We start from the raw sequence: 26,393 nt of genomic DNA on the forward strand, positions 1-26,393 counted from the left end.
GAGCGATTCTAGACAGCGCGCGGGATGAATGGGCTAGTCTGAATCGCTCACGTCCCGGCCCGTTCAGGTACCGGGCTGGACCGCGGGCCCGTTTTTGTCGGACCTGGCAGGCACTGGCGCATGGGTCACCGCGGCACGCCGGCCCGCGACCACGGTCGCAAGCACGGCAGCGGCAAACAGCCAGCTGATGGGCGCGACGGATTCGCCGAACCAGAGCGCGGAAAACCCGAGCGTCAGGAAGATCTGGAGCAATTGTACTTGCCCGACGCGGGCAATGCCGCCTCTTGCGAGTCCGGCGTACCACGCGAAGAAGCCGAGGAACTGCGAAAACATGGCGAGATAGCCGAATGCGAACCAGACATGCGGCGTGATCGGGCCTGCCTGATGCCAGGCGAGCCAGCCGACCGGCACGGCCAGAACGGGGGCGGACAGCACGAGCGTCCAGCAGATGACCTGCCAGTCACCGAGTTCTTTCGCGAGACGGGCGCCTTCGGTGTAGCCGAGGCCGCCGGTAATGACCGCGGCCAGCATCCACAGATCCCCGACCGCCGGCGCGCCGTGTCCGGTGATCACGGCATACGTGACGACGAGCGCGCTGCCCAGCACCGCAAAACCCCAGAACGCGCGCGACGGGCGTTCGTGCGAGAGCATGACCGCCCAGATGGCGGTGGCCAGCGGCAGCAAGCCGTTGACGACGGCGCCATGCGACGCGGGCACCGTCTTGAGGGCGATGCCCGAAAACACCGGAAAGCCGACGACCACGCCAAGTGCGGTGACGCCGAGCCGGGCGATCTGCACGCGGTTCGGGAAGCGCTCCCGCCGCCAGAGCAGCAGCACGGCCGCCGGAAATGCCGCGACGAATGCGCGTCCGAGCCCGACGAGCACCGGGTTGATCTGCGTGATCGCCACGTGCGTCATCGGCAGCGACAGACTGAAGGTCACGACGCCCAGCAGGCCGAGCAGCAGGCCCTGAGTCGGATGGTACGGAGTGCGGTTTGGCGTCGATGACATGGCGGTGTCCTGCAGATCAGGGCTAGCGCAGCGTGCGCGGTCCCTGTGGGGTGTCGAATTCAGCGGCAAGGCTCGGTCCGACCAGCGTCGGCTCGAGGGAGATCAACGACGTGGCGCCGAGCCAGTCGAGGTATTTCGTGAGGCTGGCGACGTTGGCATGGAAGCCGTTCAGGCGTTTGAGCGCGACACCGTGATACGGCAGACGGTCGCTCGGATGCACCGGCAGGTCCCACTGGATAAGGCTCGGCAACACGCCGTCGCCATTGCGTTTCCAGCTCGGAAAGGCGCCGTTCTCGGGCACGCCGATATGCCAGGCGAAGTCGCCGCGCTGCATCGGCATCAAGGGGGCGATCCGGTCGGGATACTGCTTTTGCCACAGTGCAAGCTGGCGCGGGCGTTCAACGCGTGCCACCCAGTGCGCGAGATACGGGCCATCGGCGAGGCGCGCCTTGACGGTCTTGCCGTCGAGGCCGAACCAGCGCTTGCGCTCGGGCGCGGGAGCGGTCGGGTCTACCGCGATCACTTCGAGGTACACACCGCCCCACAGGCCCAGCAGCGTGTTGTGCGTGCCCATGCCCGGATGCTGGCCACCCGGGGAAAACAGCGCCGGGTCGATATCGAGCGAACTCGCCACGTGTTGAACCCCGGCCTCGAGCGAGGGCGCGGCCACGACGAGGTGGTCGATATGCACGGCGTGAGCGGAGCGGACGGATTGAGCGACGTTCATAGATATGCGGCGTTCGGTGGCAGGTAGGCAAAGACGGGCCGGTGCAACACACGTCGTGCAGATCAATCGTGCAGATTCAATGCACAAGTTCAATGCACAAGTGTTGTTCGCACGCCGCGCCCGATCGAATTTCATCAAAGCGGGCGATGATAGAAGAACACAAGCCTGACGAGGAGCCTAACTGCATCGTGCGTACACTTTACCGGGTCGTACCGGGCCAGTAACGGTACAATCCGGCAAATACTTTTCTGTACAGTCCGGAGCCGGGCATGCCGCTTCCCACACCGCCAGAAGACCGTACGCCGGGGCATCCCGGCACTGAACTCATCCCCTCGCCGGTTGAATCGGCTCAGCTCACGCTGGTCGAACAGCTCGTTCAGTGGGGCCGGCGCCGTATTGAAGAGCGCGTTTTTCGTCCCGGCATGCGAATGCCGTCGATCCGTCGGCTCGCGATCGATAAGGGTGTATCGCGTTTTACCGTGGTCGAAGCCTACGAACGGCTCGTCGCACAGGGCTATCTCGATTCGCGCCGCGGCTCCGGCTTTTACGTGCGCGAGCCCGCCGGCGCGCTCGCGCACACGCCGCGCGTCGCGGCGGCGGTCGGGCACGCGATCGACGTGGTCTGGCTGCTGCGCAATATGATCGGCACGACCAGTCCGGAGAAGGGCCCCGGGCTCGGCTATCTGCCCAATCGCTGGCTCGATGGCGAACTGATCGCCAATTCCTTGCGCGCGCTCGGACGCCAGGGCGGCGCGCAACTGCTGCAGCTCGGTACGCCGCAAGGTTTTTATCCGCTGCGCCAGCAGTTGCAGACGCGCTTGTCGGAACTCGAAATCGCTGCCTCGCCTGATCAGATCGTGATGACATCGGGCATCACGCAGGCGCTCGACCTGATTGCTCGCCTCTATGTGCAACCCGGCGATACGGTGCTGGTCGGCGATCCGGCGTGGTTTCAGATGTTTGGCCGCTTCGCCTCGCAGGGCGCGCGGCTTGTCGGCGTGCCTTATACGGCCGATGGACCGGACCTCGATGCGCTCGAGCGGCTGGTCATCGAGTGGAAGCCGAAGATGCTCGTGCTCAATACGGTGCTCCACAACCCTACCGGCACGTCGCTGGGCGCCGCGCAGGCGTTCCGCATTCTCAAGATCGCCGAGGAGCATGACCTGATCGTCGTCGAGGACGATATTTATTGCGATCTCGCTACGCCGACATCGACGACGACCCGCCTCGCGAGCCTCGATCAGCTCAAGCGCGTGATTTATCTCGGCAGCTTCTCGAAAACACTGGCCGCCAACCTGCGCGTCGGCTTCGCCGCGTGTTCGCCCGACGTTGCGCGTGCGCTGACCGACCAGAAGATGCTTGTCGGCATGACGAGCCCCGAACTTAACGAGCGCGTCGTGTTCAAGGTCCTGACCGAGGGCCACTACCGGCGCCACGCCGAGCGCTTGCGCAGCCGGCTCGATACCGTCCGCGAACGTACGGCGAGAGCGCTCGAAAAGGTCGGTTTCCGCTTGTTCTCCGCGCCCGGACACGGCATGTTCCACTGGGCCGATACAGGCGTCGATACGGCCGTGCTCACCGCCGCAGGCCATGAAGCCGGGTATTTGCTCGCACCGGGCGCGCTCTTTTCGCCGAACCAGTCGCCATCGACGTGGATGCGGTTCAATATTGCGAATTGCGGCGATCCCGGGCTCATGGACTTTCTGGCCCGGGCCCTCGATCGAGGCGTGGAGCGCAAAGAGCCGGTCGCGCTGGCCAGCTAGCCCCCCTTGAAACCCGCCTGTCCGGCCCTATATAACGGGTCGTTGTTTTACTATTCACCCCCGATTTCCATAAGAGGTTGATTCGATGGCGCAAGAGACGCTGAGTTTTCAGGCAGAAGTGAAGCAGCTTCTGCAGCTGATGATCCATTCGCTGTATAGCAACAAGGAAATCTTCCTGCGCGAATTGATTTCGAACGCGTCCGATGCGGCCGACAAGCTGCGGTTCGAAGCGATCGCAAACCCGGCCCTGTTCGAAAGCGATTCGAACCTGCGCATCCGCGTGACCTATGACAAGGCCGCGCGCACGATTACGATCGACGACAACGGTATCGGCATGAGCCGCGACGAAGCGGTCACGAACCTCGGCACGATCGCCAAGTCGGGCACCCGCGACTTTTTCTCGAAACTGTCGGGCGACCAGCAGAAAGACGCACAACTCATCGGCCAGTTCGGCGTGGGTTTCTATTCGGGCTTTATCGTCGCGGACAAGATCACCGTCGAATCGCGTCGCGCCGGCGTCGCAGCGAGCGAAGGCGTGCGCTGGATCAGCTCGGGCGACGGCGAATTCACGATCGAGAACATCGATCGCACGCAACGCGGCACGTCCATCACGCTGCATCTGCGTGCGGACGAAGATGAGTTGCTGAGCGGCTACAAGATCAAATCGGTCATTCAGAAGTATTCGGATCACATCGCCTTGCCGATCCAGATGCCCAAGGAAGAATGGGATCAGGAAAAGAGCGAGATGGTCGTGCGCGACGAAGACGAGACCATCAATCAGGCCAGCGCCTTGTGGGCGCGCTCGACGAACGATATCGACGAAGCGCAGTACAAGCAGTTCTACCAGCACCTGTCGCACGATCACCTCGATCCGCTCGCGTGGACGCACAACCGCATCGAGGGCCGCAGCGAATATATCCAGCTGCTGTATGTGCCGGCTCAGGCGCCGTTCGACATGTATGACCGCAACAAGCACGGTGGCCTCAAGCTATACGTGCGTCGCGTGTTCATCATGGACGATGCCGAGCAATTGCTGCCGGGCTACCTGCGTTTTATTCGCGGCGTGGTCGATTCGAGCGATCTGCCGCTCAACGTGTCGCGCGAAATTCTTCAGGAAAGCCGTGACGTCAAGACCATTCGCGACGGCGTGACCAAGCGCGCGCTCTCGATGCTCGAGCAACTCGCCGAGAACGAGAAGGAGAAGTTCGCGACGTTCTGGGGCGCGTTTGGCCAGGTGCTCAAGGAAGGCGTCGGCGAAGACTTCACGAACAAGGATCGCGTGGCGAAGCTGTTGCGCTTTGCGTCGACGCATACCGATTCGGCCGAGCAGACGGTTTCCTTTGCGGACTATGTGAGCCGCATGAAGGACAACCAGACGAAGATCTACTACGTGACGGCCGACTCGTGGCTCGCCGCACGTAACAGCCCGCATCTCGAAGTGTTCCGCAAGAAGGGCGTCGAAGTGCTGTTGCTGACCGATCGCGTCGACGAATGGGCGCTGTCGTTCCTCAACGAGTTCGACGGCAAGCCGCTCGCGAGCGTGGCGCGGGGTGATCTCGATCTGGGCGAGTTGTCCGACGAAGAGAAGCAGGCGCAGGAGAAGGTCAGCGGCGATCTGAAGCCGCTCGTCGAGAAGATTCAGGACGTGCTCAAGGACAAGGCGAAGGAAGTGCGCCTGACGTTCCGTCTGACCGACTCGCCGTCGTGCCTCGTTGCCGATGAAGGCGATATGAGCGGCTATCTGCAGCGCATGCTCAAGGCAGCAGGGCAAAAGATGCCGGAATCGCGGCCGATTCTTGAGATCAACCCTGAGCACCCGCTCGTCAAGCGTCTGAATGCAGACACGCAGGCGATCGAAGACTGGTCGCATCTGCTGTTCGATCAGGCCTTGCTGGCTGAGGGCGGCACGCTCGAGGACCCGGCGAGCTACGTGCGCCGCACGAACTCGCTGTTGCTGTCGGGCGCGCATTAAGCGAGGCATACGGTACGCATCGATGGGCACACCGGTATTTTGAAGTGTGCCCACTGATCGAAACACGCATCCGATCTTTGGGGGGCACGTCATATCGACGTGCCCCCTTTGTTTTTACCGCTCGACAATTTGGACTCTCGATTTTGGAGGCCCCTATAGGAATCCCCTTTTAGGGCCTACCCTTTGCACCTCGCTGCGCAACGCTTTATGACTCAGCCCGCGAGCGGTTGCGATGCTGCCAGCACCGCAACCCGAAGGCGGGGATCATGCCGTAGGCATGATCCAGGATGTCCGACTGGAGAACCTCATAGGGTTCCCAGCGTGTCTCGTTGACATACACATGGACTTCGAGCGCCATGATCGGCTGGTCGGATTGCAGGTGGCGGATCACGATCGGCATGTCCTGCCGAATTGCGGGATGGCTGCGAAAGTAGTGCGTCAAATAACGGCGGTACAGACCGAGGTTCGTTAATCGTGGTGCATCGGCATCCGAAGGACCGGGCAGCGTGTGGGTCGAATCCGTTCCGTGCGCCTCAAGCCATGCATCGTCGGGAAAGCGCACGGTGTCGACATCGAAATGAATCGCGTGGCGAATGCGTCTGCCGCCCGACTCGGTCATGCCGCGCCAGTTTTTCATCGAGTTGGTCAGCAGCACATAGCTCGGCACCATCACGATCGAGTGATCGAAGTTCTGCACCTTGATCGTGTTCAGGGCAATATCGACCACGACGCCGTCGGCGACAAAGCCGGGCACCTCGATCCAGTCGCCGACGCGCAGCATGTCATAGGCCGTCACCTGAATGCTGGCGACGAATCCGAGCAGGGCGTCGCGGAAGATGAAGATCAGCAATGCGGTGACCGCGCTCAGACCTGTGAGCAGGTAAATGGGGGAGCGCTCGAGCAAAACCGAACTCACCGCGATGAGTGCGATGACGTACAGGACGATCGTTGCAATTTGCAGAAAGCTCTTGATCGGCCGCTCGCTCGCGGACGGAAAGTGGCGGTAGCGTTCGTCGATGCTGTCGAGCAGCGCGAGCGCCGCACGCAGCAGGGTGTAGACCATGTAGGCTGCGGCGAGGATGGCCAATGGGTGTCCGAGCGCGGCCACCATTGGAAAAGTGAGTCCCGAGAGCAGCGGGGCCGCAGCGTAGAGAATGGCTGCGGGGACGAGCGGGGCGAGGCGATGAAACACCTTGTGCTGCTCGGCGGCGCGCAACCAGCGGTGCTGATCCTGCCGGGCGAGGCGGTTCACGACCAGCAGCATGACAGTCCGTGTGACGTAGTAGCAGATCGCGCTGGCGAGCACGATCGCGACGATGAGCGCGACGACAAGCAGGACCGCGACCCACATGCTGTCGGTGTGGACGTAAAAGTGATGCCAGTCCGGACCGCCTTCGATGCGAAGCGTCTTGTCGAGCATGGGCTCTCCCGATGCCGGCAGCCGCCGGCGGATGAAAGACTGGACAGACTGAAAGAATATGACAGAAACACCCGCAACCAAGTCGCGAGTTTCAGCAAAGACACTTCAGCAGGGCAGTCAGCAGCAGGTCGACGAAACGTCGGCATTGCTTGCGGGTTTTCCTCCGGTCGTCGCCGCCGATACGCACACGATGATCTTCGGGAGTTTTCCCGGCGTCGCGTCCTTGTCGGCGACACAGTACTACGCGCATCCTCAGAACCAGTTCTGGCGCTTGCTGGGCGCAGTGCTGGGCGATCCGCTGGCGTCTCTGCCCTATGAGGAGCGGCTGCAACGGCTGCTCTCGCATCGGATCGGCGTGTGGGACGTGCTGGCCGCCTGCGAGCGGACTGGCAGCCTCGACGCGGCGATTCGCAATGCATCCCCGAACGACTTCGTTTCGCTGCGCCGGCATGCCCCTGCGCTCAGGCGGGTGTGTTTCAACGGCAAGACCGCGGGCCGCTTTGAACGCGTCATGCGCGAAGCAGGGTACGAGACGCTTGTCTTGCCGTCATCGAGTCCGGCACATGCGACACTGTCGTTCGATCAGAAGCTCGAACTATGGAGAGCGATTGCGTCGCCGTTCGCGGGATAACGATGTGGTCGGTGGTGACGTCAAAGGTCGCTGCGAAGCGCTGATGTGCGTGCGGTTAAGCGCTTCGTCAGTCGATCAGCATGCGTCGGTGCTATCCTCTCGCCCCATCCGCAAACTCTTGTCTTGTCCGATCCGAATGGCACAACTGATCAAGCGCGCTTCCGCTGAAGCGCGCGCATTTGAACGTCGCGAACGCGACCGCAGCGCTCGTCGTTCAGCGGCGCTCGATAGTACCGAACCATCGCGTAGGAAAAAGCCGCGACGTGATTCGGATTTCGTCACTGAAGCGCTTCCGTACGAAGGCGGTCGCAAGCCGCGCTTTGCGCCGGTGACATTCTCGGAAGAGGACGGCGTGCGCTATCTGCACTTTGGTACCGAGTGGGTGCAAGGTGCGATGCGTTTGCGTCAGCCCGATAAGATCGAGCTCGAATACGCGCAACAGATGATGGCGTGGATGTTGTTTATCGACCCGCCGAAGAAAGTGGTGCAACTGGGCCTGGGCACGGGTGCGCTCACGAAGTTCACGCATCGGAATCTGCCGAAGACACAGACGCAAGCGGTTGAACTCAACCCGGCGGTCGTGGTGGCCGCGCGCACGATGTTCGGTCTGCCGCCTGATGACAAGCGTCTGAGCATTGTCGAAGCCGATGCATGGGAATACGTGAACGACGCTTCGAATCACGGCACCGTTGGCGCGCTGCAGATCGATCTGTACGACGCGACCGCGCGCGGACCGGTGCTCGACTCGGCATCGTTCTACCGTGCGTGCCGCGATTGCCTGGGCAAGCTCGGCGTGGCTACGGTCAATCTGTTCGGCGACCATCCGAGCTTTCGCCGCAACATGAAGCAGCTCGCGGCGGCATTCGATAACCGCGTGCTCGCGCTGCCGGAAATCCATGACGGCAACCGCATCGCGATTGCATTCTCGGGACCGCCGCTGACATTCGAGTGGGCTGCGCTCGAGCGTCACGCTGCGTTCATTGAACGTACGTTCAAGCTCCCGGCCAAATCCTGGGTCGCAGGTCTCAAGGAAGTGCATCCGGGAACGGACTTCACGATCTGATCGCCGCGTCACTGATTGACCGCCCTGGCTGATTGACCGTCTTAAGCGCGAATCGCACCGCAGCATCGAGGTGGGATTCGCGCTTTTTCGTTTCTCCCCTGACTCTCCTTCCCGAACCTTCCTCATCACCGCCGGGCGGCCCTTTGGTCGCACCCGGCCGCTCGTTCCGGCATCGGCGCGTGGCGCGCACGGCCCCGCGCCGTAACGCCTGAGCATTCCGCCTGAATCACGTCCGATCGTCAGTCCGTCGCGCAATTGCGGCGGATTTGTTCGCAACGGCGGTCTTTCCTGAGCCAAGTCTTCGCCTGACGTACAGCGCTCCTGCAACGCAGCAGAGCGTCAATGGTTCTCTCGCTGAACGGGTTAACCCGAATTTTCGGCGAATATTTTCTGTCGAAATAATATAAAAACGAACTTTGTGGACGAAGTACATTTGTACGTCGAGGATGCCAGATTACCTCACCGCGAGTACGCGTGACGCATGCCGATCTCGTGCTGGGCACGTTTTCGCGTGAGCAAACCCTGGCTTGTGTTATTCGCGACCCTTCCGCTCATACCGTTTCGCTGATTGATGTCCCTGCCGCCAGCGGACCGTTTCAGCTCGCTTAAAAGTTACTGCCTCACGCACTTTTCACGAAGGAGAACACATCATGGCCAAGGAAATTCTGGTCGCATTCGGTATCGACGTGGACGCTGTGGCCGGCTGGCTCGGGTCCTATAGCGGCGAAGACTCACCGGACGACATTTCGCGCGGGTTGTTCGCGGGCGAGGTCGGCTCGATGCGCCTGCTCAAGCTGTTCGGGCGCGAGAAGATCAAGACGACCTGGTTTATCCCGGGGCATTCCATCGAGACCTTTCCCGAACAAATGAAAGCAGTCGCCGATGCGGGACACGAGATCGGTATTCATGGCTATAGCCACGAGAACCCGATCGCGATGACGCCGGAACAGGAAGAGGCGGTGCTCGATAAAAGTATCGAGCTGGTCACGCAGCTTTCCGGTCGTCGCCCGACGGGATATGTCGCGCCATGGTGGGAGTTCAGCGCGGTGTCCAACGAGTTGCTGGTCAAGAAGGGCATCAAGTACGACCACAGCCTGATGCACAACGATTTCCATCCGTACTACGTGCGCGTCGGCGATACGTGGACGAAGATCGACTACAGCAAGCACCCCAGCGCGTGGATGAAGCCGCTCGTGCGCGGTGAAGAAACGGATCTCGTCGAGGTACCGGCGAACTGGTACCTCGATGACCTGCCGCCGATGATGTTCATCAAGAAGGCGCCCAACAGTCATGGCTTCGTCAATCCGCGCGATATCGAACAGATGTGGCGCGACCAGTTCGACTGGGTCTACCGCGAACACGACTACGCGGTCTTCCCGATCACGATCCACCCCGATGTGTCCGGCCGTCCTCAGGTGCTGCTGATGCTCGAGCGCCTGATCGCGCATTTCCGCCTGCACCCCGGCGTGCGCTTTTGCACTTGCGACGAAATCGCCGACGACTTTCTCGCGCGCCACCCGCGCGGGAAGTAACTCCTCCCAACCTGTTGCGCTCTCTGGAGAGCACCCATGAAACAGAACCCGCTTGCCACCTCGGGCTTCAAGCTCGAGGCGATTCTTCCTGTTGACGTGAAGCGTGCGACGGTGGTCGCCTTCTTCGCCTGGGTTTTCGCGGTCTACGACTTCATCTTGTTCGGCACGCTGCTGCCGGAGATTGGCAAGCACTATGGCTGGGATGCCGCAGCCCAAGCTGAAATCGCGACACTGGTCGCGGTGGGCACCGCCGTGATCGCCTTCGCGATCGGACCGTTGCTCGATCGCGCCGGACGCAAGGCGGGTCTGTTGTGGACGGTGGCCGGCGCTGCCATTTGCTCGGGTCTCACGGTCGTCGGCGGCGCGCTCGGACAGGTTCCGCTCGTCCTGATCCGGTCTTTGTCGGGTCTCGGTTACGCCGAGGAAACTGTCAACGCGACCTATCTGAACGAGTTGTACTCGGCAGCCAACGACCCCAAGCTCAATCGCCGCAAGGGCTTTATCTATAGCCTCGTGCAGGGCGGCTGGCCGATCGGTGCACTGATCGCTTCGGGTCTGACGGCGTTGCTGCTGCCGCGTATCGGCTGGCAGGGTTGCTTCATCTTCGCGACGTTCCCGGCGATCGTGATCTTCTTCATGACGCGCCGCCTCAAGGAAAGCCCGCAATTCCAGCTTCACAAGCACATCAAGATGTTGCGCGAAGCGGGTAACGACAGTGCGGCACGCTCACTCGCCGGCGAACACAAGGTCGACTACGAAGAGCACGCACGGGCAGGGCTTGCCGAAGCGTTTCGTGGGGACGCACGGCGCGCGACGTTCGTGCTCGGTGGCGGAATCCTGCTCAATTGGGCCGCTATCCAGGTGTTCAGCGTGCTGGGCACGACGGTGTTGACGCGCGTGCACAACGTCTCGTTTCAGAACTCACTGTTGATTCTCGTACTCTCGAATGTGATCGGCTATTGCGGCTATCTGAGCCATGGATGGATTGGCGACAAGATCGGTCGCCGCAACACGCTGGCCATTGGCTGGATGCTGGGCGGCCTCGCGTTCGCGGCCATGCTGTTCGGTCCGAGTAGCACAGGCGTAGTCGTTGCGCTGTACAGCATCGGGTTGTTCTTTCTGATCGGCCCGTACTCGGCAGCGTTGTTCTTTATCGGCGAAAGCTACCCGACGTCGATCCGCGGCACGGGTAGTTCGATCGTCCATGCCATGGGACCGATCGGTGCGATTCTCGCCGGCGTGGGCGTCACCTCGATGCTCAATCACGGCAGCGACTGGATGCATGCAGCCATCGCGTTCGGCGCCGTGCCGTGCTTCCTCTCGGGTGTGCTGATCTTCTTTGCCAAGCATGTGGATCCGGAGGTCGGCGAATGACCGCAGCCAATACGACGCAGAACACGCAGCGCCCGGATCAGGGTGCGAGCCCGAATAACGCACGTGAGGCGATCGGCTCGAGCGGGTCGTCGCGCCGGGTCGCGATCGTCACGGGGGCGGCGAGCGGTATCGGCCGCGCTCTTGCCGTGGCCTACGCGCAAGCCAATGTCGCCGTGGTCGGTGGCTATTTTCCGGGCGATCCGCACGACCCGGCCGACACGGCGCGGGCCGTCGAGCAAGCCGGCGGCGAATGTGTGATGCAGCCTGTGGACGTGCGCTCGCCCGAACAAGTCGAAGCGTTCGCGCGCATTGCCATCGAACGATTCGGTCGCCTCGACTATGCCGTCGCCAATGCGGGGTTGTTGCGCCAGGCGCCGTTGACGGAGATGCGCGACGACCAGTGGATGGAGATGATCGACGTCGACCTGAGCGGCGTGATGCGCACGTTTCGAGCGGCTGCGCGCCACATGTCCGACGGCGGCGCGATGGTCGCCGTGTCGTCGATCGCAGGCGGCGTCTATGGATGGGAGGCGCACACGCACTATTCGGCGGCCAAGGCGGGCGTGCCTGGCCTTTGCCGCGCCGTTGCCATGGAGCTCGCGCCGCGTCAGATTCGCTGTAACGCCGTGATTCCCGGCCTGATCGAGACGCCGCAGTCGCTCGATGCAGTCAATTCGCTCGGGCCCGAGGGCCTGCGCGAAGCAGCACGCATGATTCCGCTGCAGCGAGTCGGTCGGCCCGAAGAGATCGCCGCATTCATCCGCTTTCTGACAAGCGCCGATGCGTCGTATATCACGGGGCAGGCGATGATTGCCGATGGCGGCCTGACCGTGCGTTGGCCGAGCTGAGTTGAACGCGCTGGGCTGATTGAGCTGTGTTGATCGAGCTGCGACAGGCAGGCTCGACGAACCGGTTCGAATGAGTTCCACACGAGCTGAGATACACGAACCGATCCGAACGAGTTGAGATGAACGAACCGAATCGAACGAGGAGTCCAGCGCCATGACGGCACCTATGTTTTCGCTCGACGGCCGGCGTGCCGTTGTGACGGGCGCGGCAAGCGGCATTGGTGCGGCCATTGCCACACTGTATGCGAGCGCGGGCGCACGTCTCGTGCTCGCGGATCGCGATGGCCTTCGCCTTGCAGCACACGCAGAAACGTGCCGGTCACTCGGTGCGAACGTCGAGACGGTCGTTGCCGATGTCGGCGAAGAGGAGGGCGCACAGCGCATCGTCGATACGTGCATCGCCCGCTATGAAGGGATCGACATACTCGTCAACAACGCGGGTATGCTGACCCAGGCGCGTTGCGTCGATCTGACGACGGCGATGTGGGACGACATGATGCGGGTCGATTTGCGAAGCGTGTTCCTCTGCACGCGACATGCGTTGCCGTCGATGATCGCGCAGCGATGGGGACGCGTGATCAACGTGGCCTCGCAACTCGGTATCAAGGGCGGTGCCGAACTGTGTCACTACTCGGCGGCCAAGGCGGGGGTGATCGGCTTCACGAAGTCGCTCGCGCTCGAAGTGGCCCCGGACAACGTGCTCGTTAACGCGATCGCACCGGGACCGATCGAAACGCCGCTCGTCGATGGCATCAGCGCGGCGTGGAAAACGGCCAAATCCGCGGAATTGCCGCTGCGCCGGTTCGGCAAGACGGATGAGGTCGCGCCGGCCGCGCTGTTGCTCGCGTCCGACCCCGGCGGCAATTTGTTCGTCGGTCAGACGTTAGGGCCGAATTCGGGCGATGTGATGCCCTGAGACGGAGGCAGCGATGTGCGGGATGTGCGGAGTGCTGGGCGGCGGCAATCATTGGTCGAACGCGTCGGCGCCGGGCGAAGGGGCGAATGTGCGCCGGCAGAGGCTGATTCAGGTGTCGCTCGCGAACCGCGTCTTGCGGCCCTATCGCCTGACGCTCACGGACTTTCATGGTCAGTCGTTCGTGCTGGGTTCGCCGACGGGTGCCAGTGAAATCGTCGACGATTTCGCGCAGGTCTGGCGCGTCGCGGAACGCATGGCGGGTCGTGCGCTCGATCCGCTCACGATGTTCGAGGAGCCAGCGTGAACGATACCCTGCGGCCTGCATCGTATCCGCGCCTCACGATCCGGGGTGGCGCACGATGAGCCTGGCCTACGATGTGTTGCCCGTGACCCTGGTCACGGGCTTTCTCGGCAGCGGGAAATCGACGCTGTTGTCCGATATGCTGCAGGGCGAAGCGGCGCGCGACACCGCCGTGCTCGTCAACGAATTCGGTGAGGTCGGCCTCGACCATTTGCTGATCGGAGCCATCGACACGCAAACCATCCTGCTCGACAACGGCTGTGTATGTTGTTCGATACGCGGCGAACTCAAGGACGCGCTGGCGTCGCTGTTTTCGCGCCGCGCGCGCGGCGAGGTGCCGCCGTTCGGACGGGTCGTCATCGAGACGACCGGGCTCGCGACACCGGCTCCGATCCTGGCCACGGTGCTCGCCGATCCGCTTGTGAGATGTCACTTTCGCCTCGACGCGACGGTCGCAGTGGTCGACGCGGTGAACGCGCAGGCGCAGCGCAAGCATCATCCCGAATGGCTTGCGCAGGTGACGGCGGCCGATCAGATCGTCATCAGCAAAACCGACCTGGTTGACGACGCCGATGCCGCGCGGGTCGGCGAAACGTTGTCGAGCGTGAATCCGGCGGCCATCCAATGGGTCCGTTGCGGGCGTTCGCGTCTGCGGGCATGGCAAGACCAGGAGGATCGGGAAGGCCAACCGTTGCTGGATGCGTTGCTTCGTCCGTCCAATCCGATTGAAGTGATCAGCAGGGCGGGGCATGTCGTCGCGGGTTGGTTGACGCCAGGCAAGAGTGTGTTTGATGCAGCACAGGCACAGGCACAGGATGTTCACGGTGCGGACTCCGGCGCTGATGAAACGGCGCCGCGGCGTTCACCGCTGATGCATCGTGTCGACGTGCCGGCGTCGGCCGCGAACATCCATGCCTTCACGATCGAAATCGATGCGCCGCTCGACTGGAGCATCTTCACCCTGTGGTTCACCCTCTTGCTCAATCGCCACGGTGATAAGATTTTGCGCGTCAAAGGGCTGCTCTCGGTCGCGGGATCCGAACGGCCGGCGGTCATTCACGCTGTGCAGCATCTCGTGCACCCCGTACTGCATCTGGATGCGTGGCCCGATACGCTGCCGGCGACGCAACGTCGCTCGCAACTGGTGTTCATTACCGAAGGACTCGAGCGCGATGCTGTCGAGGCATCGTACCGGCGCTGTGCCGCTCACCTGGAAAACGACGCGCATTGAACGCGACAACGACTTCTTCGCCTCGCCGATCGGCCGCCGTGCATCGTTCGAAGATCGAGCTGCGCGTGTTGGGCACGACCGTGACCCTTCAGGAACATGTGCGCGAGCAGGCTGAACGGGACCTGGGCATCCGCTTGCGCTATATCGTCGATGACGGCTTCGCAGTTCAGCGCGCAGGCGTCATGCACCCTGAGACGTACGAAGTGTACGACCAGTGGTTTCACAGCATCGACTGCCTGTGGCCCGCGCGTGCGTTGCAGCCGATCGATGTGTCGCGCATTGCACGCTGGACCGAGATTCAGAGCCTCGCCCGCTCCGGCGAGCTCGGCGGGCGCCCATGCGCGAAGGCGGGCAGCGTGCCGGTCGACCGGCTCTACGTACAGCCCGACAACACGCTCGCGCGAGACGCGACGCAACGCATCAGCATGCTGCCGCTGACCCACAACGCCGACAGTTTCGTCTACCTCGACGATGCGCTGCCTGAAGGATTTCAGGGCGCCGGCGAGAGCTGGGCATGGCTCCTTGCTCCCGAACTCAGCGGCCGCGTGGCGCTTCAGGCGGATGCCGCGATCGGTGCGATCGATGCGGCGCTCGCCGCGCAGGCCGCCGGGCTGCTGCGCTTCGACGATATCGGCAACCTGAATATCGAAGAGATCGATGCATTGATCGATCTGCTGATCGAGTTCAAGCAGCGCGGCCATTTTGCGGGCTTCTGGTCCACATTCGCCGAGGCCGCGGAATTGATGATCGCGAACAAGGTGGCCATTCAAAGCATCTGGTCGCCGGCGATTGTCGAGCTCGAACGCGCCGGCATCCGGTTCCGTCTCGCGAGCCCGCGCGAGGGTTATCGCGCGTGGTTCGGCGGGCTTGCCTTGTCGCGCGCCGCGCAGGGGCGCGCGCTCGACGCGGCTTATGCTTACCTCAACTGGTGGCTCGAGGGCTGGGCTGGCGCAAGCATGGCAAGGCAGGGGTTCTATATCTCGAACGCCGAGCGCTCGCGACCCTACCTGAGCGACGCGGAATGGGCTTACTGGTACGATGGCGAGGCCGCGCGCGTCGAGTTGCCAGGCCCGATGAGCGCCCATCTGGTCGCAGCGGGACAGACTCGCGATGGTGGTGGCTATGCGGCGCGCATGAGCCGTATCGCAGTCTGGGATTCGGTCATGGACGAACATAACTACCTCGTACGGCGCTGGAACGACTTCATGCGCGCATGACGCACGGACGGTGACATCACAATGATTCGAAGCGCATCCACCGCGCTCAGGCAGCAAGGACGTACCCCGAACGTTGAAGAAGAGGTGATCGGCGCCGACTCGCGATTGCGTTACCGGCTGATTCACGATCGCCTGCGCGATGCGCTCGAACGCGGACGCATTGCGCCGGGGCTCGTGCTGCTCGAAGGGCCGGTCGCCAAGCTGTTTGGCACGAGCCGTGTCCCGGTGCGCAAGGCGTTCGAATTGCTGCATGAAGCCGGGTGGTTGCTGACGTTCGAGGGGCGCGGCTATCTTGTCGCGAGCCCGGACGGGACGGTACCCGAGCCCGTTCGTTTGCCGTTGTCGGACAGCGTGCTCGGCTTCGATGCGCCGGCGCAGCCGCTCGAACTGGCGCCGGTCAGCGAACGCATCTACCACGCACTCGAGTCGGCGGTATCGATCGCAATCGCCTTCGGACACTTCCGTATCGACGAGAGTGCAGCGGCCGAGGCCTTCGGCGTGAGCCGCAATACCGTTCGCGAAGCACTGAACCGTTTGCGCGAGTTCGGTCTGGTCGAAAAATCCGCGTATTCGCACTGGCTCGCCGGACCGCTGACGGCGCGCGCAGTCGCGCAGGACTATGAGCTGCGCATGCTGCTCGAACCCGCAGCCTTGCGCGCGAGTTTTCCTGCGTTGCCGCTCGAGTCGATCGAGCGCGCGTGCGCCGATATCGATCGTGCCGTGGCGGATCCGGATTCGATCGACGCCGACGGTCTGCAACGCCTGGAAAACGTGTTGCACGTCGACTGCCTCGCCCATGCACGCAACAAGAAGCTGCTCGATACGATTGACCATGCTTTGATGCCGCTGACCGCAAACCACGCGTTCTTCTCCGCGTTCCGTCTGCACCCGGACCCGGCGACGCTCGCAGAGCATGCCGCCGTGCTGCACGCCCTGCGCGATCGCGATATCGACGCCGCGGCCGACGCGTTGCTCGCGCATCTGCGTCTGGCGCAGCGACGCACGCGCGAGCGGCTCAAGGTGCTTGCCGTCCTGCCCGAACCCGAATTACCGGTGTATCTGCAGCGTATCGCCTGATCGTTTTGTACGGATTGCGCATGGAGATCGGCGATCCGGAGTTTCTTTGCATTTGATGTGTTGTTTCTGCGTGTTTTCCCTGCCGATCGGGTGATTCCCGCTTGACCGTGCCTGACGGGGCCTGCATATTTTTGGGTCGTTCTTGCGGGTCTCCCTGAGCCGGAGCCTGCGCCATTCAATCTGGAGACCCCGCATGGCTCAGCCCGTGGCATCCCATGCCGGCAAACGCTGGCTCTGGCTTCTGGTCCTGCCGTGGATCGGTGTGCTGCTCGTACCCATCTACAACATCGACCAGCCGCGCCTGTTCGGCCTGCCGTTCTTTTACTGGTACCAGCTGCTCTGGGTCCTCATCAGCGCGGTGCTGACCGCGGTCGTGTACTGGAAAACGAAGCCGGCGAAACGTACGAGCGGGGGACAGTCATGACCTATCCGATCGCAACGTTTGTCTTTGTGCTGCTGTTTCTTGCCGTGACGGTGCTCGGCTTCGTCGCCGCGAACTGGCGTCGCGGCGATCTGAAGCTGCTCGATGAATGGGGTCTTGGCGGACGCCGTTTCGGCACGGTCGTGACCTGGTTTCTCCTCGGCGGCGACCTGTACACGGCCTATACGTTCGTGGCCGTTCCGGCGCTTGTGTTCGGCGCGGGCGCGACGGGCTTCTTCGCGCTGCCCTATACGATCCTGATCTACCCGTTCGCGTTTATCGTGTTCCCGAAGCTGTGGAATGTCGCCAAGCGTCACGGGCACATCACGGCGGCCGACTTCGTTCATGCGCGATACAACAGCCGCTGGCTGGCGCTCGCTGTCGCGGTGACCGGCATCATCGCAACGATGCCGTATATCGCGCTCCAGCTCGTCGGCATCGAGGTTGTGATCGGCGGACTCGGCATCGATACCCAAGGGTTTGTCGGTGATCTGCCGCTGATCATCGCATTCGCCATTCTCGCCGCGTACACGTACACGTCGGGGCTTCGTGCGCCGGCGATGATCGCGGTGGTCAAGGATCTGCTGATCTACATCACGATCGGTGCGGCGATCATCGTGATTCCGGCGCAGCTCGGTGGCTTTGGGCACATCTTCGATACCGTGCCGCATGCGAAGTTCTTGCTGAAGGCGCCCGATGCGACGAGCCTCAATGGCTACAGTGCCTATACGACGCTGGCAGTCGGCTCCGCGCTTGCATTGTTCCTGTATCCGCACTCGGTGACCGCGATCCTGAGCTCGGCGTCGGGCAATACGATCCGCCGCAATATGGCGTTGCTGCCGGCGTATTCGCTGGTGCTGGGGTTGCTCGCGCTGCTCGGCTTCATGGCGCTCGCGTCGGGCGTGAAGGACATGCCCGAGTTCGCACCGTACTTCAAGGCCTATGGCGCGAACTTCGCGGTGCCCGCGTTGTTCCTGCACTACTTCCCGTCGTGGTTCGTCGGTGTCGCGTTTGCGGCGATCGGCATCGGTGCGCTCGTACCGGCGGCGATCATGTCGATTGCAGCGGCCAATCTGTACACGCGCAATATTCACCGGGAGTTCATCAACAACAAGGTCAACTTCCACGACGAAACGAATATCGCCAAGATGGTCTCGCTGGTCGTGAAGGTCGGCGCGCTGGCCTTCATCATCTTCTTACCGCTCACGTATGCGATTCAGCTTCAGCTGCTCGGCGGGATCTGGATCATCCAGACCTTGCCGGCGATCGTGCTGGGTCTCTACACGCGCATTCTCGATCATCGGGCGCTGCTGATTGGCTGGCTCGCAGGCATCGTGACGGGTACGTGGATGGCCGCGACGCTGCAGCTCAAGTCGTCGATTTACCCGCTGCATCTGTTCGGCTACACGATCCCTGGCTATGCGGCGGTGTGGTCGCTGATTCTCAACATCGTGGTGTCGGTCGGTCTGTCATACGCGTTCCGCGCCGCCGGGATGACGCAGACGATCGACAAGACCGTGCCCGAGGATTATCTGGATCCGGTCGAGGGCTGAATTCGGCGCACTGAAAAGTGCCTGAAGCCCCGGTTCTCGAGAGAGGGCCGGGGCTTTGTGCTTTGGTAGGTGTGACGGAAGTCTCGGCTGATTTGATATCGACGTCGTTTAGCCGAATTCTGGCCGTTCGTCTGACTCTTCCCGGCTCGCCACTTCGTCTCCAATAGGGGTGTTGAGTGGCGCTTCTCCGCTGCTGCGACAAATGCGCGCACCCGATTTTGGGATGCGTTCGCGATCTTATATTTGTGCGCTTCAATGACACAGTTCAGGGAGTGAAAATGCCGGAAACGATCTACAAGAACGGGAAAGTCAAACTTCCGAAGGAAATTCGTGAGCGGTTAAAGCTTCAAGACGGCGATCGGATCGCGTTTTACTGGAGCCAGGATAACGAGGAATACACAATGATCGCGTGCAATCTGGACGCCAAGACGGCCTTCGACGGGCTACCACCGCTGGTGCCAAGGTGGAGTCCGGAGGAGACGGATGCGCTTTTGAATTGGCACCGCGGAAGGAAGCTGTCGAAGTCTGAACTTGAAACAGTCATGCGGGTGCTCAAGGCGGAAGCCGACGAAGCCGAAGACGACGAAGCCGAAGAGGGAAGTATGGAGGTTCATTCATGACGGGTCTCGACACGAATATCCTGCTTCGTTACTTGTTGAACGACGACGAGCATCAACACATGCTGGTTACGAACTTCGTTGACAATCTATCGGCCAAAGGCCGGGGATATGTTTCGCTTGTCGCACTGGCCGAGGTCGCATGGACTCTCAAGGGAAGAGAAGACGTCAACCGGCAAAGTCTGATCGGATATCTCAAGCGCCTGACATCCATTCGCCACGTCCAGTTTCAGGAGCGTGATGCCGTTTGGGAGGCAATCAAACGCTTCAACTCGAGCAATATCGACTTTCCGGACCATCTGATCGAACGAACAGGGCACTTTGACGGTTGCGAAACGACCGTGACCTTCGATCGCAAGGCTTCGAGAACAAGCGGCTTTCGAGTCTTGAGTGTGGATACGGTCGCGGCATTCAGAGCACGGATGCTCGCACTGATGTCGGTCGAGTCGTAAAGAACGGGGGATTGACAGCGTTCGGCGGTCATTGCAGCACCCCGGGGTGACCCTCATGGCCTGAGCAAAGCAATACGGCCTTGCGCGCAGCGAGCGAGCAAGGCCGTAACGAACGACTTTGAACAAACCATTCAGCGATATCTCCCGCGGTGCGAGCACCGCGAGGCATATCGCTCACAGGAAGACCGATCAGGCCGGTTGCTTTTGCAGTTCGAGAATCAGCTTTTCGAGCTTGATGGCGTCGGCGGCGAAGGTGCGGATGCCTTCCGACAGCTTCTCGGTGGCCATCGCGTCTTCGTTGAGCTGGAAGCGGAACGAAGCTTCATCGACGGCGATGCGGGCGATCGAGTCGTTCTTCGCGATGTCGGCCGACAGCTTGCGTTCGACGGGGCTGTTGTCGTCCGCGAGCTTTTGCAGCAGGTCAGGACTGATCGTCAGCAGGTCGCAACCGGCGAGTTCGAGAATCTGAGACGTCGTGCGGAAACTCGCGCCCATGACTTCGGTCGGGTAGCCGAACTTCTTGTAGTACGCATAGATCGTGCGCACCGAATGCACGCCCGGGTCGTTCGCGCCGCCGTTCTTTTGCTCGTCCCAGTTCGGGCCCGCTGCCTTCTTGTACCAGTCGTAGATCCGGCCGACGAACGGCGAGATCAGCTTGGCCTTCGCTTCAGCGCATGCCACGGCTTGCGCGAGCGAGAACAGCAGCGTCATGTTGCAGTTGATGCCTTCCTTCTGGAGGACTTCAGCCGCGCGCACGCCTTCCCAGGTCGATGCGAGCTTGATCAGGATGCGATCGCGCGAGATGCCGGCCTTTTCGTACAGCGCGATCAGGTGGCGGCCCTTGTCGATCGAGGCCTGAATATTGAACGACAGGCGTGCGTCGACTTCGGTCGAGACACGGCCCGGAATGATCTTCAGGATTTCAGTGCCGAATGTGATCAGCAGCTTGTCGATGATCGATTCGAGCGCTTCACCGTTGCTCTCGCGAACCACTTTTTCGAGCAGCGGCCGGTATTCGGCTTTCTGCACTGCCTTGAGAATCAGCGACGGATTCGTCGTTGCGTCTTGCGGCTTGTACTGAGCGATGGCCTGGAAGTCGCCGGTGTCGGAGACAACGGTCGTGTATTGCTTGAGCTGTTCGAGTGCTGTCATGGCAGTCGGGGGTCAACAGAGAGAGACTTCTATTGTGCGTCCAGCGGACAAGCAAGACTAGTCCTTTTGTTGCCACCGGCCGCTACGATTTTGCCGCGTTCTTACCGATCGCGACCCATAGGCCGGCCCGGCGGGCCTGTGGGACCGCGCCGGTATCAAACTGACCTATGCCACGCAGCACGATACCCCTGTCGGGCGCAGGGCGCAGCACGCGTCGCCTCGAGGGTCTCGACAGGCGTCCCGTCCGGCGCCATCGGAAGCGGCGCCGGGCGCGATAAATCGAGCCTGCCGCAGCGCTGCAGCGCCGGGGCAAGGCTCCCGGCGCCCATCTTTACTTGAACGGCTCCTGATCCTGCCGTGACGCATCGCTGCCCGCGCCGAGCCGGTTGTGCGGCACCGTCGTGCCCTGGCCATGCGCACCGCGTTTGCGCAAACCCAGCGCGCGCAGCGGACTCGAAATGAAGTAGTACGACAACGGCGCGAAGATCAGGCCCAGCGCGGTTGCGGCGATCACGCCGCCGAACACGCCGGTGCCGATCGAATGGCGGCTCTGCGCGCCGGCGCCCGACGCGATCACGAGCGGCAGCACGCCGAGCACGAACGCCATCGACGTCATGACGATCGGCCGGAAGCGCAGCGACGCCGCCTCGATGATCGCCTGCGTGAGCGGGATGTTGCGTTGCCGCAATTCGCGCGCAAACTGGACGATCAGGATCGCGTTCTTGCTCGCAAGCCCGAACACGGTCACAAGGCCGACCTTGAAGTAAATGTCATTCGGCATGCCGCGCAGGAGCATCGCGCCGACTGCGCCGATCACGCCAAGCGGCACGATCATCAGCACCGAAACCGGCACCGACCAGCTCTCATACAGTGCGGCCAGTGACAGAAACACCGCGAGCAGCGACAGCGTGATGAGCAGGCCGACCTGCGCCGATGCCTGATTGGCCTCGCGCGCCTGTCCGGTCCACTCGTAGGTCACGCCGACAGGCAGCGACGACCGCGCGAGCTTCTCGAGCTCGGCCATCGCCTGGCCCGAGCTGTAGCCTTCGGCCGCGCGGCCGGTCACGTCGAGCGACGGATAACCGTTGTAGCGCGACAGATCGATCGGGCCCATCGACCAGTGAGCGGTCGCAAACGATGAAACGGGCACCATCTGCTTGCTCGCATTGGCAACCGTGAGCTGCATGACGTCATCGGCCGACATCCGTGTTTCCGCGGTGCCCGACACGAGCACGCGTTGCATCCGGCCGCCCGACGGATAGTCGTCGAGATAGGTTGTGCCGAACGCCGCGCCGAGCGCAGCCTGCACTTCCTGGAACGTGATGCCCATCGTGTACGCCTTCTCGCGATCGACATCGACGACGAGTCGCGGCGCATCGGGCAACGATTCCGTGTGGATCGACGTGATCATCGGATCCTGCTTCGCGAGATCGAAGAGCTTCTGCCGCGCATTGACGAGCGCCTCGATACCGACCCCACCCCGATCTTCGAGCCGGAACACGAAGCCGTCGGTATGGCCGAGCCCCGGCACAGCCGGCGGCAGGTTGGCCATCACGTCGCCGTCCTTGATCTCGGCGAATGCCTTGTTGAGGCGGTCGGCGAGCTGCGGCGACGTGACGTCACGCTTGTCCCAGTCCTTGAGCTCGACAAAGGCCTGGCCCGTATTCTGACCGCTGCCGTAGTCGCTATACCCGACCATGCTCGTGAGATTGGACACCGAAGGCTCGCGACGGATGATCTGCTCGACGCGCTCGAGCACGGCCTGCGTCCGGTTCTGTGTCGACCCCGGCGGCATCTGCACGATGATCTGGATATTGCCCTGGTCCTCGGTCGGCAAGAAGCCTTCGGGCAGATGCAGATACAGGAACACGCTGGCGACGACGAGGGCCGCATAGACCGCAAGTGTCGGGCCGGATCGATTCAGCAGGGTCTGCACGAGTCGACGATAGCGTCGCGACACGCGCTCGAAACGGCGATGAAAGCCCGCGAGCAGACCCGTCTCCGGTGCCGCATGCAGATGACCGTCCAGCGATTGCGTGGTCTTCATCGGCTTGAGCAGCGTCGCGCACAGCGCGGGCGTCAGCGACATCGCCATCAACGACGAAATGACCATCGACGCGATCATGGCCGCCGAGAACTGACGATAGACGCCGCCGACACCGCCGCGCATGCAGGCGAGCGGAATGAACACGGCGGTCAGCACGACCGTCACGCCGATCAGCGCGCCGACGATCTGCTTCATGGCCTGACGCGTCGCATCGCGAGGGGGGAGCGCCTGCTCGTGCATGATGCGCTCGACGTTTTCGACGACGACGATCGCGTCGTCGACGAGGATCCCGATCGACAACACCATCCCGAACATCGTAAAGGTGTTGATCGAGTAACCGAGCGCCGCAATGACCGCGCACGACCCCATCAGGGTGACGGGGATCACGACCGTCGGGATCAACGTGTAGCGCCAGTCGCGCAGGAACAGCCGCATCACGACGAACACGAGCACGATCGCTTCGAGCAGCGTGATGACAACTTCCTTGATCGCGACATGCACAAAAGTCGACGCGTCGAATGGCACTTGGAGCGCGACGCCCGGCGGCAGCGACTTCGAGATCTCGTCGAGCTTCGCGTGAATCGCTTTCGACGTCTCGAGCGCATTGCCGTCCGGCGCGAGCTGCACACCGACGGTTGCGGCCTGCTTGCCGTTGAGTCGCGAATAGAACGAATAACTATCCTTGCCGAGTTCCACGCGCGCGACATCGCGCAGATGGATCGACGCACCGTTCGGCAGCGCTTTCAGGACGATCGAACCGAATTCGTCGGGCGTGCTCAATTGCCCTCGCACGACGATACTCGCCGAGAGCTGCTGGCCCTTCACGAACGGTGCATCGCCGAGTGTGCCTGCCGCGATGGCCACGTTCTGCGCGGCGATCGCATTGCTGACATCGTCGGCGGCGAGGCCATATTCGCGCAGCTTGACCGGGTCGATCCAGATTCGCATCGCACGATCGGCATCCCAGAGCTGCGCGGAGCCGACACCCGGCGCGCGCTTGATTTCGCGCAGCACGTAGCGGCTCATATAGTTGCCGAGGTCGGCCGAGTCGCGTTGACCGTCGGTCGACGTCAGCGCGACGACCATCAGGAACGTCCCCGACTGCTTCGACACGGAGATGCCTTGCTGCAGCACTTGTTGCGGCAGGCGTGGCTCGATTTGCTTGAGGCGGTTCTGGACGTCGACGACCGCGAGGTCGGGATTGGTGCCCGGCTCGAACGTCACGCTGATCTGCACTTCGCCAAGGCCGTCGCTATCGCTCTGGTAATAGAGCAGCCCATCGGCGCCATCGAGCGCTTCTTCGATGATGCTCGCGACATTCGCGTCGACGGTTTCGGCGGTCGCGCCCGGATAGACCGTATCGATCTCGACGCGCGGCGGCGAGAGTCGCGGGAATTGCGACACCGGAAGCTCGGGCAGCGAGAGCGCGCCGGCAATCATGATGACCAGCGCGATCACCCAGGCGAAGATGGGGCGGTCGATAAAGAAGGAAGGCAAGATCGGCTCTGTGTGGCTGCGTCGTTATTGTCGAGCCGCCTTCAGCGAGTGGCGAGACGCGCAGCAAGAACCGTGTTGTCCTGCGTGGCGTGTGCCTTGCCGCTTGTGGCGGACACGTAGTATGGGCCCGAACGCGGGCCCCCAAACGATATTTTTCATACAAACAACACTGCGCGCGAGGTGCGCCTTCGCGAGGTGCGCTTTTACAGCGTCAGCGCAAACCCGCGCAGCAGCAGCCCCGGTAGTTTATGACCGCCCGTGCCGCGCTCGCCGTACGACGCATCATTGAGCACGAGTTCCGGTGCCTGGGTCAGTCGCTCGAGTTCATCACCGAGAATCCGGTAGATCGAGTCATCGAAACGCATGGCTTCGATCGGCGCCACGATCTTGCCGTCTTCGACCCAGAACGTCGCAAAGCGTGTCATGCCCGTGAGTCGCGCATTCATCGGGTCGGAGACGTTCACATACCAGAGGTTGCCGATATAGAGTCCCGTGCCGATCGCGGCAAGGATCTCGCTGTCGGGGAGATCACCGCCTCGCATCGACAGCGACGAGGGCGCTTCATCCGATGTGGCGCCGTTGGTCGACAGCCCGTATTCGCGCGCGGTGCGTGCGCTCGTGAGTTGCTCGACACTGCGGCCGGCGTCGACGAGCGTCACGTTGCGCCGCACGTAGCCATCGTCGTTAAAGCCCGCGGCCACGCCGAGCGCCAGATCCTCGGTGAGGTGCACGCGCGGATCGAGCTGGCGCTCGCCGGTATGCAGCTTGTAGAGCGTGCTGCTCGATGTTGCCTGTTGCCGCGCGGAAAACCCGCCGGTCCAGTTGAGCACGCTCAGCAGCTCGTCGAGCGCCTGGGGCGACAGATAGGCACGATAGCGGCCCGGAGCCAGCGCGCGTGGGGCAAGCTTGAGCACGGGCAGGCGCGCCGCTGCGTCCGCGAGCTTGCCCGCGAATACTGCATCGCTCCACTGATCGCCCGCGTAGGTCGTCTTGATCGCACGGCCGCTCGGGTCATACAGCGACCAGCTGAAATTGAAGGTGTCGGTCTGGTGCCAGCCGCGACTGCCGGTCGACGAAGCGAAACCCCGTACGATCGTGCCGCCGGCGTAAAAGCCGACAAAGTCCAGACCGTGTGCGCGTGCCGTGACGGTGGCGACAAGATGCGCGGGGTCGGGCAATTGTCCGTGACGCCGTAACGATTGCGCCCACGTGGTCGTATCGAACAGCAGGTGAGGGTCGTCGTGCGAATCCTGCAGCGCGCTGCGCAGCACCTTGACGGCCTCGTCGACTTCGGCGAGATCGGCCTGCCGGTCTCCGCTGAGTGTCAGCGTCGAGTACGCATGACGCGCACCGGCGATCAGACGGACGGTCAGACGCCCCTGCGAGACCGTGCCGATCTGGCGGACCTGAGCGGCATTGAAGCGAATGAATTCCGATTGCTCAGCCGCAAGCGAGCACAGTGTGGTCTCGCCCTGCAGGCGCGACGCTTCGATCGCATCGACGAGTGCGATGAAATGCGGATGCCAGTCGAAGCCGGCATGAGCCGTCGCCGACATCGAACTCGCGGACGC

Annotated in this window: 22 protein-coding genes; 16 read left to right on the forward strand and 6 right to left on the reverse strand. The window is 62.5% G+C overall.

Annotation, left to right across the window (positions count from 1 at the left end; translation table 11 throughout):
- Positions 1–63 precede the first annotated feature (63 nt).
- On the reverse strand, positions 64–1,011 hold the full coding sequence (locus ACMFWR_RS06970; RefSeq protein ID WP_413194277.1) for a DMT family transporter: 948 nt from the start codon (positions 1,009–1,011) through the stop codon (positions 64–66).
- 22 nt (positions 1,012–1,033) lie between these two features.
- Entirely contained in the window at positions 1,034–1,738 is a 705-nt protein-coding gene (locus ACMFWR_RS06975) for a VOC family protein (RefSeq protein WP_413194278.1), read from the reverse strand.
- Positions 1,739–2,007: 269 nt separating this feature from the next.
- Here ACMFWR_RS06975 and ACMFWR_RS06980 point away from each other — a divergent pair, with 269 nt between their 5' ends.
- Positions 2,008–3,501: a PLP-dependent aminotransferase family protein gene (locus ACMFWR_RS06980; RefSeq protein WP_413194279.1), complete on the forward strand. Its 1,494-nt coding sequence runs from the start codon at positions 2,008–2,010 to the stop codon at positions 3,499–3,501.
- An 85-nt stretch (positions 3,502–3,586) separates the two neighbouring features.
- Positions 3,587–5,473, forward strand: a complete 1,887-nt coding sequence (gene htpG, locus ACMFWR_RS06985; protein WP_413194280.1) for a molecular chaperone HtpG — start codon at positions 3,587–3,589, stop codon at positions 5,471–5,473.
- A 205-nt stretch (positions 5,474–5,678) separates the two neighbouring features.
- Here htpG and ACMFWR_RS06990 read toward each other — a convergent pair whose 3' ends face one another.
- Positions 5,679–6,893 carry a mechanosensitive ion channel family protein gene (locus ACMFWR_RS06990; RefSeq protein WP_413194281.1) on the reverse strand — a complete coding sequence of 405 codons (1,215 nt, stop codon included), beginning with the start codon at positions 6,891–6,893 and terminating at the stop codon, positions 5,679–5,681.
- A 145-nt stretch (positions 6,894–7,038) separates the two neighbouring features.
- On the opposite strand from ACMFWR_RS06990, the gene ACMFWR_RS06995 reads away from it, so the two are divergent.
- The 14 genes from ACMFWR_RS06995 (at position 7,039) to ACMFWR_RS07060 (ending at position 20,126) form a co-directional block, all read left to right on the forward strand.
- Positions 7,039–7,524 carry a DNA-deoxyinosine glycosylase gene (locus ACMFWR_RS06995; protein WP_413194803.1) on the forward strand — a complete coding sequence of 162 codons (486 nt, stop codon included), beginning with the start codon at positions 7,039–7,041 and terminating at the stop codon, positions 7,522–7,524.
- A 136-nt stretch (positions 7,525–7,660) separates the two neighbouring features.
- Positions 7,661–8,587, forward strand: a complete 927-nt coding sequence (locus tag ACMFWR_RS07000) for a spermidine synthase (protein ID WP_413194282.1) — start codon at positions 7,661–7,663, stop codon at positions 8,585–8,587.
- 650 nt (positions 8,588–9,237) lie between these two features.
- Positions 9,238–10,119, forward strand: a complete 882-nt coding sequence (locus ACMFWR_RS07005) for a polysaccharide deacetylase family protein (protein WP_413194283.1) — start codon at positions 9,238–9,240, stop codon at positions 10,117–10,119.
- A 36-nt stretch (positions 10,120–10,155) separates the two neighbouring features.
- Complete coding sequence (locus tag ACMFWR_RS07010) at positions 10,156–11,493, forward strand: MFS transporter (RefSeq protein WP_413194284.1); 1,338 nt, start codon at positions 10,156–10,158, stop codon at positions 11,491–11,493.
- Positions 11,490–12,341, forward strand: coding sequence for an SDR family NAD(P)-dependent oxidoreductase (locus ACMFWR_RS07015; protein WP_413194285.1), 852 nt, complete (start codon positions 11,490–11,492; stop codon positions 12,339–12,341). Before ACMFWR_RS07010 ends, ACMFWR_RS07015 begins: the two co-directional genes overlap by 4 nt.
- Before the next feature lie 154 nt (positions 12,342–12,495).
- Positions 12,496–13,257, forward strand: a complete 762-nt coding sequence (locus tag ACMFWR_RS07020) for an SDR family NAD(P)-dependent oxidoreductase (RefSeq protein ID WP_413194286.1) — start codon at positions 12,496–12,498, stop codon at positions 13,255–13,257.
- 13 nt (positions 13,258–13,270) lie between these two features.
- Positions 13,271–13,561, forward strand: coding sequence for a hypothetical protein (locus ACMFWR_RS07025; RefSeq protein ID WP_413194287.1), 291 nt, complete (start codon positions 13,271–13,273; stop codon positions 13,559–13,561).
- A gap of 55 nt (positions 13,562–13,616) precedes the next feature.
- Entirely contained in the window at positions 13,617–14,789 is a 1,173-nt protein-coding gene (locus tag ACMFWR_RS07030; protein WP_413194288.1) for a CobW family GTP-binding protein, read from the forward strand.
- A 38-nt stretch (positions 14,790–14,827) separates the two neighbouring features.
- Positions 14,828–16,006 (forward strand): ABC transporter substrate-binding protein, encoded by a 1,179-nt coding sequence (locus ACMFWR_RS07035; protein WP_413194289.1) that lies wholly within the window; start codon positions 14,828–14,830, stop codon positions 16,004–16,006.
- A 21-nt stretch (positions 16,007–16,027) separates the two neighbouring features.
- Positions 16,028–17,083, forward strand: a complete 1,056-nt coding sequence (locus tag ACMFWR_RS07040) for a GntR family transcriptional regulator (protein ID WP_413194290.1) — start codon at positions 16,028–16,030, stop codon at positions 17,081–17,083.
- A 193-nt stretch (positions 17,084–17,276) separates the two neighbouring features.
- The gene (locus ACMFWR_RS07045; RefSeq protein ID WP_413194291.1) at positions 17,277–17,507 is read left to right on the forward strand and encodes a DUF3311 domain-containing protein; all 231 of its coding nucleotides are present in this window, start codon (positions 17,277–17,279) and stop codon (positions 17,505–17,507) included.
- Positions 17,504–19,057: a monocarboxylate uptake permease MctP gene (mctP, locus tag ACMFWR_RS07050; RefSeq protein ID WP_413194292.1), complete on the forward strand. Its 1,554-nt coding sequence runs from the start codon at positions 17,504–17,506 to the stop codon at positions 19,055–19,057. Before ACMFWR_RS07045 ends, mctP begins: the two co-directional genes overlap by 4 nt.
- Before the next feature lie 278 nt (positions 19,058–19,335).
- Entirely contained in the window at positions 19,336–19,677 is a 342-nt protein-coding gene (locus tag ACMFWR_RS07055; protein ID WP_413194293.1) for an AbrB/MazE/SpoVT family DNA-binding domain-containing protein, read from the forward strand.
- Positions 19,674–20,126: a PIN domain-containing protein gene (locus ACMFWR_RS07060; protein WP_413194294.1), complete on the forward strand. Its 453-nt coding sequence runs from the start codon at positions 19,674–19,676 to the stop codon at positions 20,124–20,126. The genes ACMFWR_RS07055 and ACMFWR_RS07060 overlap by 4 nt, the downstream gene beginning before the upstream one ends.
- 189 nt (positions 20,127–20,315) lie before the next feature.
- On the opposite strand, the gene tal is transcribed toward ACMFWR_RS07060, so the two are convergent.
- From tal to ACMFWR_RS07075, 3 genes are all read right to left on the reverse strand, one after another.
- Positions 20,316–21,278 carry a transaldolase gene (gene tal, locus ACMFWR_RS07065; RefSeq protein WP_413194295.1) on the reverse strand — a complete coding sequence of 321 codons (963 nt, stop codon included), beginning with the start codon at positions 21,276–21,278 and terminating at the stop codon, positions 20,316–20,318.
- Between the two features lie 331 nt (positions 21,279–21,609).
- Positions 21,610–24,822: a multidrug efflux RND transporter permease subunit gene (locus tag ACMFWR_RS07070; protein WP_413194296.1), complete on the reverse strand. Its 3,213-nt coding sequence runs from the start codon at positions 24,820–24,822 to the stop codon at positions 21,610–21,612.
- A 203-nt stretch (positions 24,823–25,025) separates the two neighbouring features.
- Positions 25,026–26,378, reverse strand: a complete 1,353-nt coding sequence (locus tag ACMFWR_RS07075; protein ID WP_413194804.1) for a TldD/PmbA family protein — start codon at positions 26,376–26,378, stop codon at positions 25,026–25,028.
- Positions 26,379–26,393: the final 15 nt, after the last annotated feature.

The sequence above is a fragment of the Pararobbsia alpina genome (assembly GCF_965118125.1).
Classification (GTDB): domain Bacteria; phylum Pseudomonadota; class Gammaproteobacteria; order Burkholderiales; family Burkholderiaceae; genus Pararobbsia; species Pararobbsia alpina_A.

Coding starts and splice junctions, on each gene's coding strand:
- ACMFWR_RS07075 (WP_413194804.1), bottom strand. CDS start 26,378: ATGTCGGCGACGGCTCATGCCGGCTTCGACTGGCATCCGCATTTCATC.
- ACMFWR_RS07025 (WP_413194287.1), top strand. CDS start 13,271: ATGTGCGGGATGTGCGGAGTGCTGGGCGGCGGCAATCATTGGTCGAAC.
- ACMFWR_RS07020 (WP_413194286.1), top strand. CDS start 12,496: ATGACGGCACCTATGTTTTCGCTCGACGGCCGGCGTGCCGTTGTGACG.
- ACMFWR_RS07060 (WP_413194294.1), top strand. CDS start 19,674: ATGACGGGTCTCGACACGAATATCCTGCTTCGTTACTTGTTGAACGAC.
- htpG (WP_413194280.1), top strand. CDS start 3,587: ATGGCGCAAGAGACGCTGAGTTTTCAGGCAGAAGTGAAGCAGCTTCTG.
- ACMFWR_RS07055 (WP_413194293.1), top strand. CDS start 19,336: ATGCCGGAAACGATCTACAAGAACGGGAAAGTCAAACTTCCGAAGGAA.
- ACMFWR_RS07030 (WP_413194288.1), top strand. CDS start 13,617: ATGAGCCTGGCCTACGATGTGTTGCCCGTGACCCTGGTCACGGGCTTT.
- tal (WP_413194295.1), bottom strand. CDS start 21,278: ATGACAGCACTCGAACAGCTCAAGCAATACACGACCGTTGTCTCCGAC.
- ACMFWR_RS07000 (WP_413194282.1), top strand. CDS start 7,661: ATGGCACAACTGATCAAGCGCGCTTCCGCTGAAGCGCGCGCATTTGAA.
- ACMFWR_RS07015 (WP_413194285.1), top strand. CDS start 11,490: ATGACCGCAGCCAATACGACGCAGAACACGCAGCGCCCGGATCAGGGT.
- ACMFWR_RS07040 (WP_413194290.1), top strand. CDS start 16,028: ATGATTCGAAGCGCATCCACCGCGCTCAGGCAGCAAGGACGTACCCCG.
- ACMFWR_RS06975 (WP_413194278.1), bottom strand. CDS start 1,738: ATGAACGTCGCTCAATCCGTCCGCTCCGCTCACGCCGTGCATATCGAC.
- ACMFWR_RS07005 (WP_413194283.1), top strand. CDS start 9,238: ATGGCCAAGGAAATTCTGGTCGCATTCGGTATCGACGTGGACGCTGTG.
- ACMFWR_RS06980 (WP_413194279.1), top strand. CDS start 2,008: ATGCCGCTTCCCACACCGCCAGAAGACCGTACGCCGGGGCATCCCGGC.
- mctP (WP_413194292.1), top strand. CDS start 17,504: ATGACCTATCCGATCGCAACGTTTGTCTTTGTGCTGCTGTTTCTTGCC.
- ACMFWR_RS07010 (WP_413194284.1), top strand. CDS start 10,156: ATGAAACAGAACCCGCTTGCCACCTCGGGCTTCAAGCTCGAGGCGATT.
- ACMFWR_RS06970 (WP_413194277.1), bottom strand. CDS start 1,011: ATGTCATCGACGCCAAACCGCACTCCGTACCATCCGACTCAGGGCCTG.
- ACMFWR_RS06990 (WP_413194281.1), bottom strand. CDS start 6,893: ATGCTCGACAAGACGCTTCGCATCGAAGGCGGTCCGGACTGGCATCAC.
- ACMFWR_RS07045 (WP_413194291.1), top strand. CDS start 17,277: ATGGCTCAGCCCGTGGCATCCCATGCCGGCAAACGCTGGCTCTGGCTT.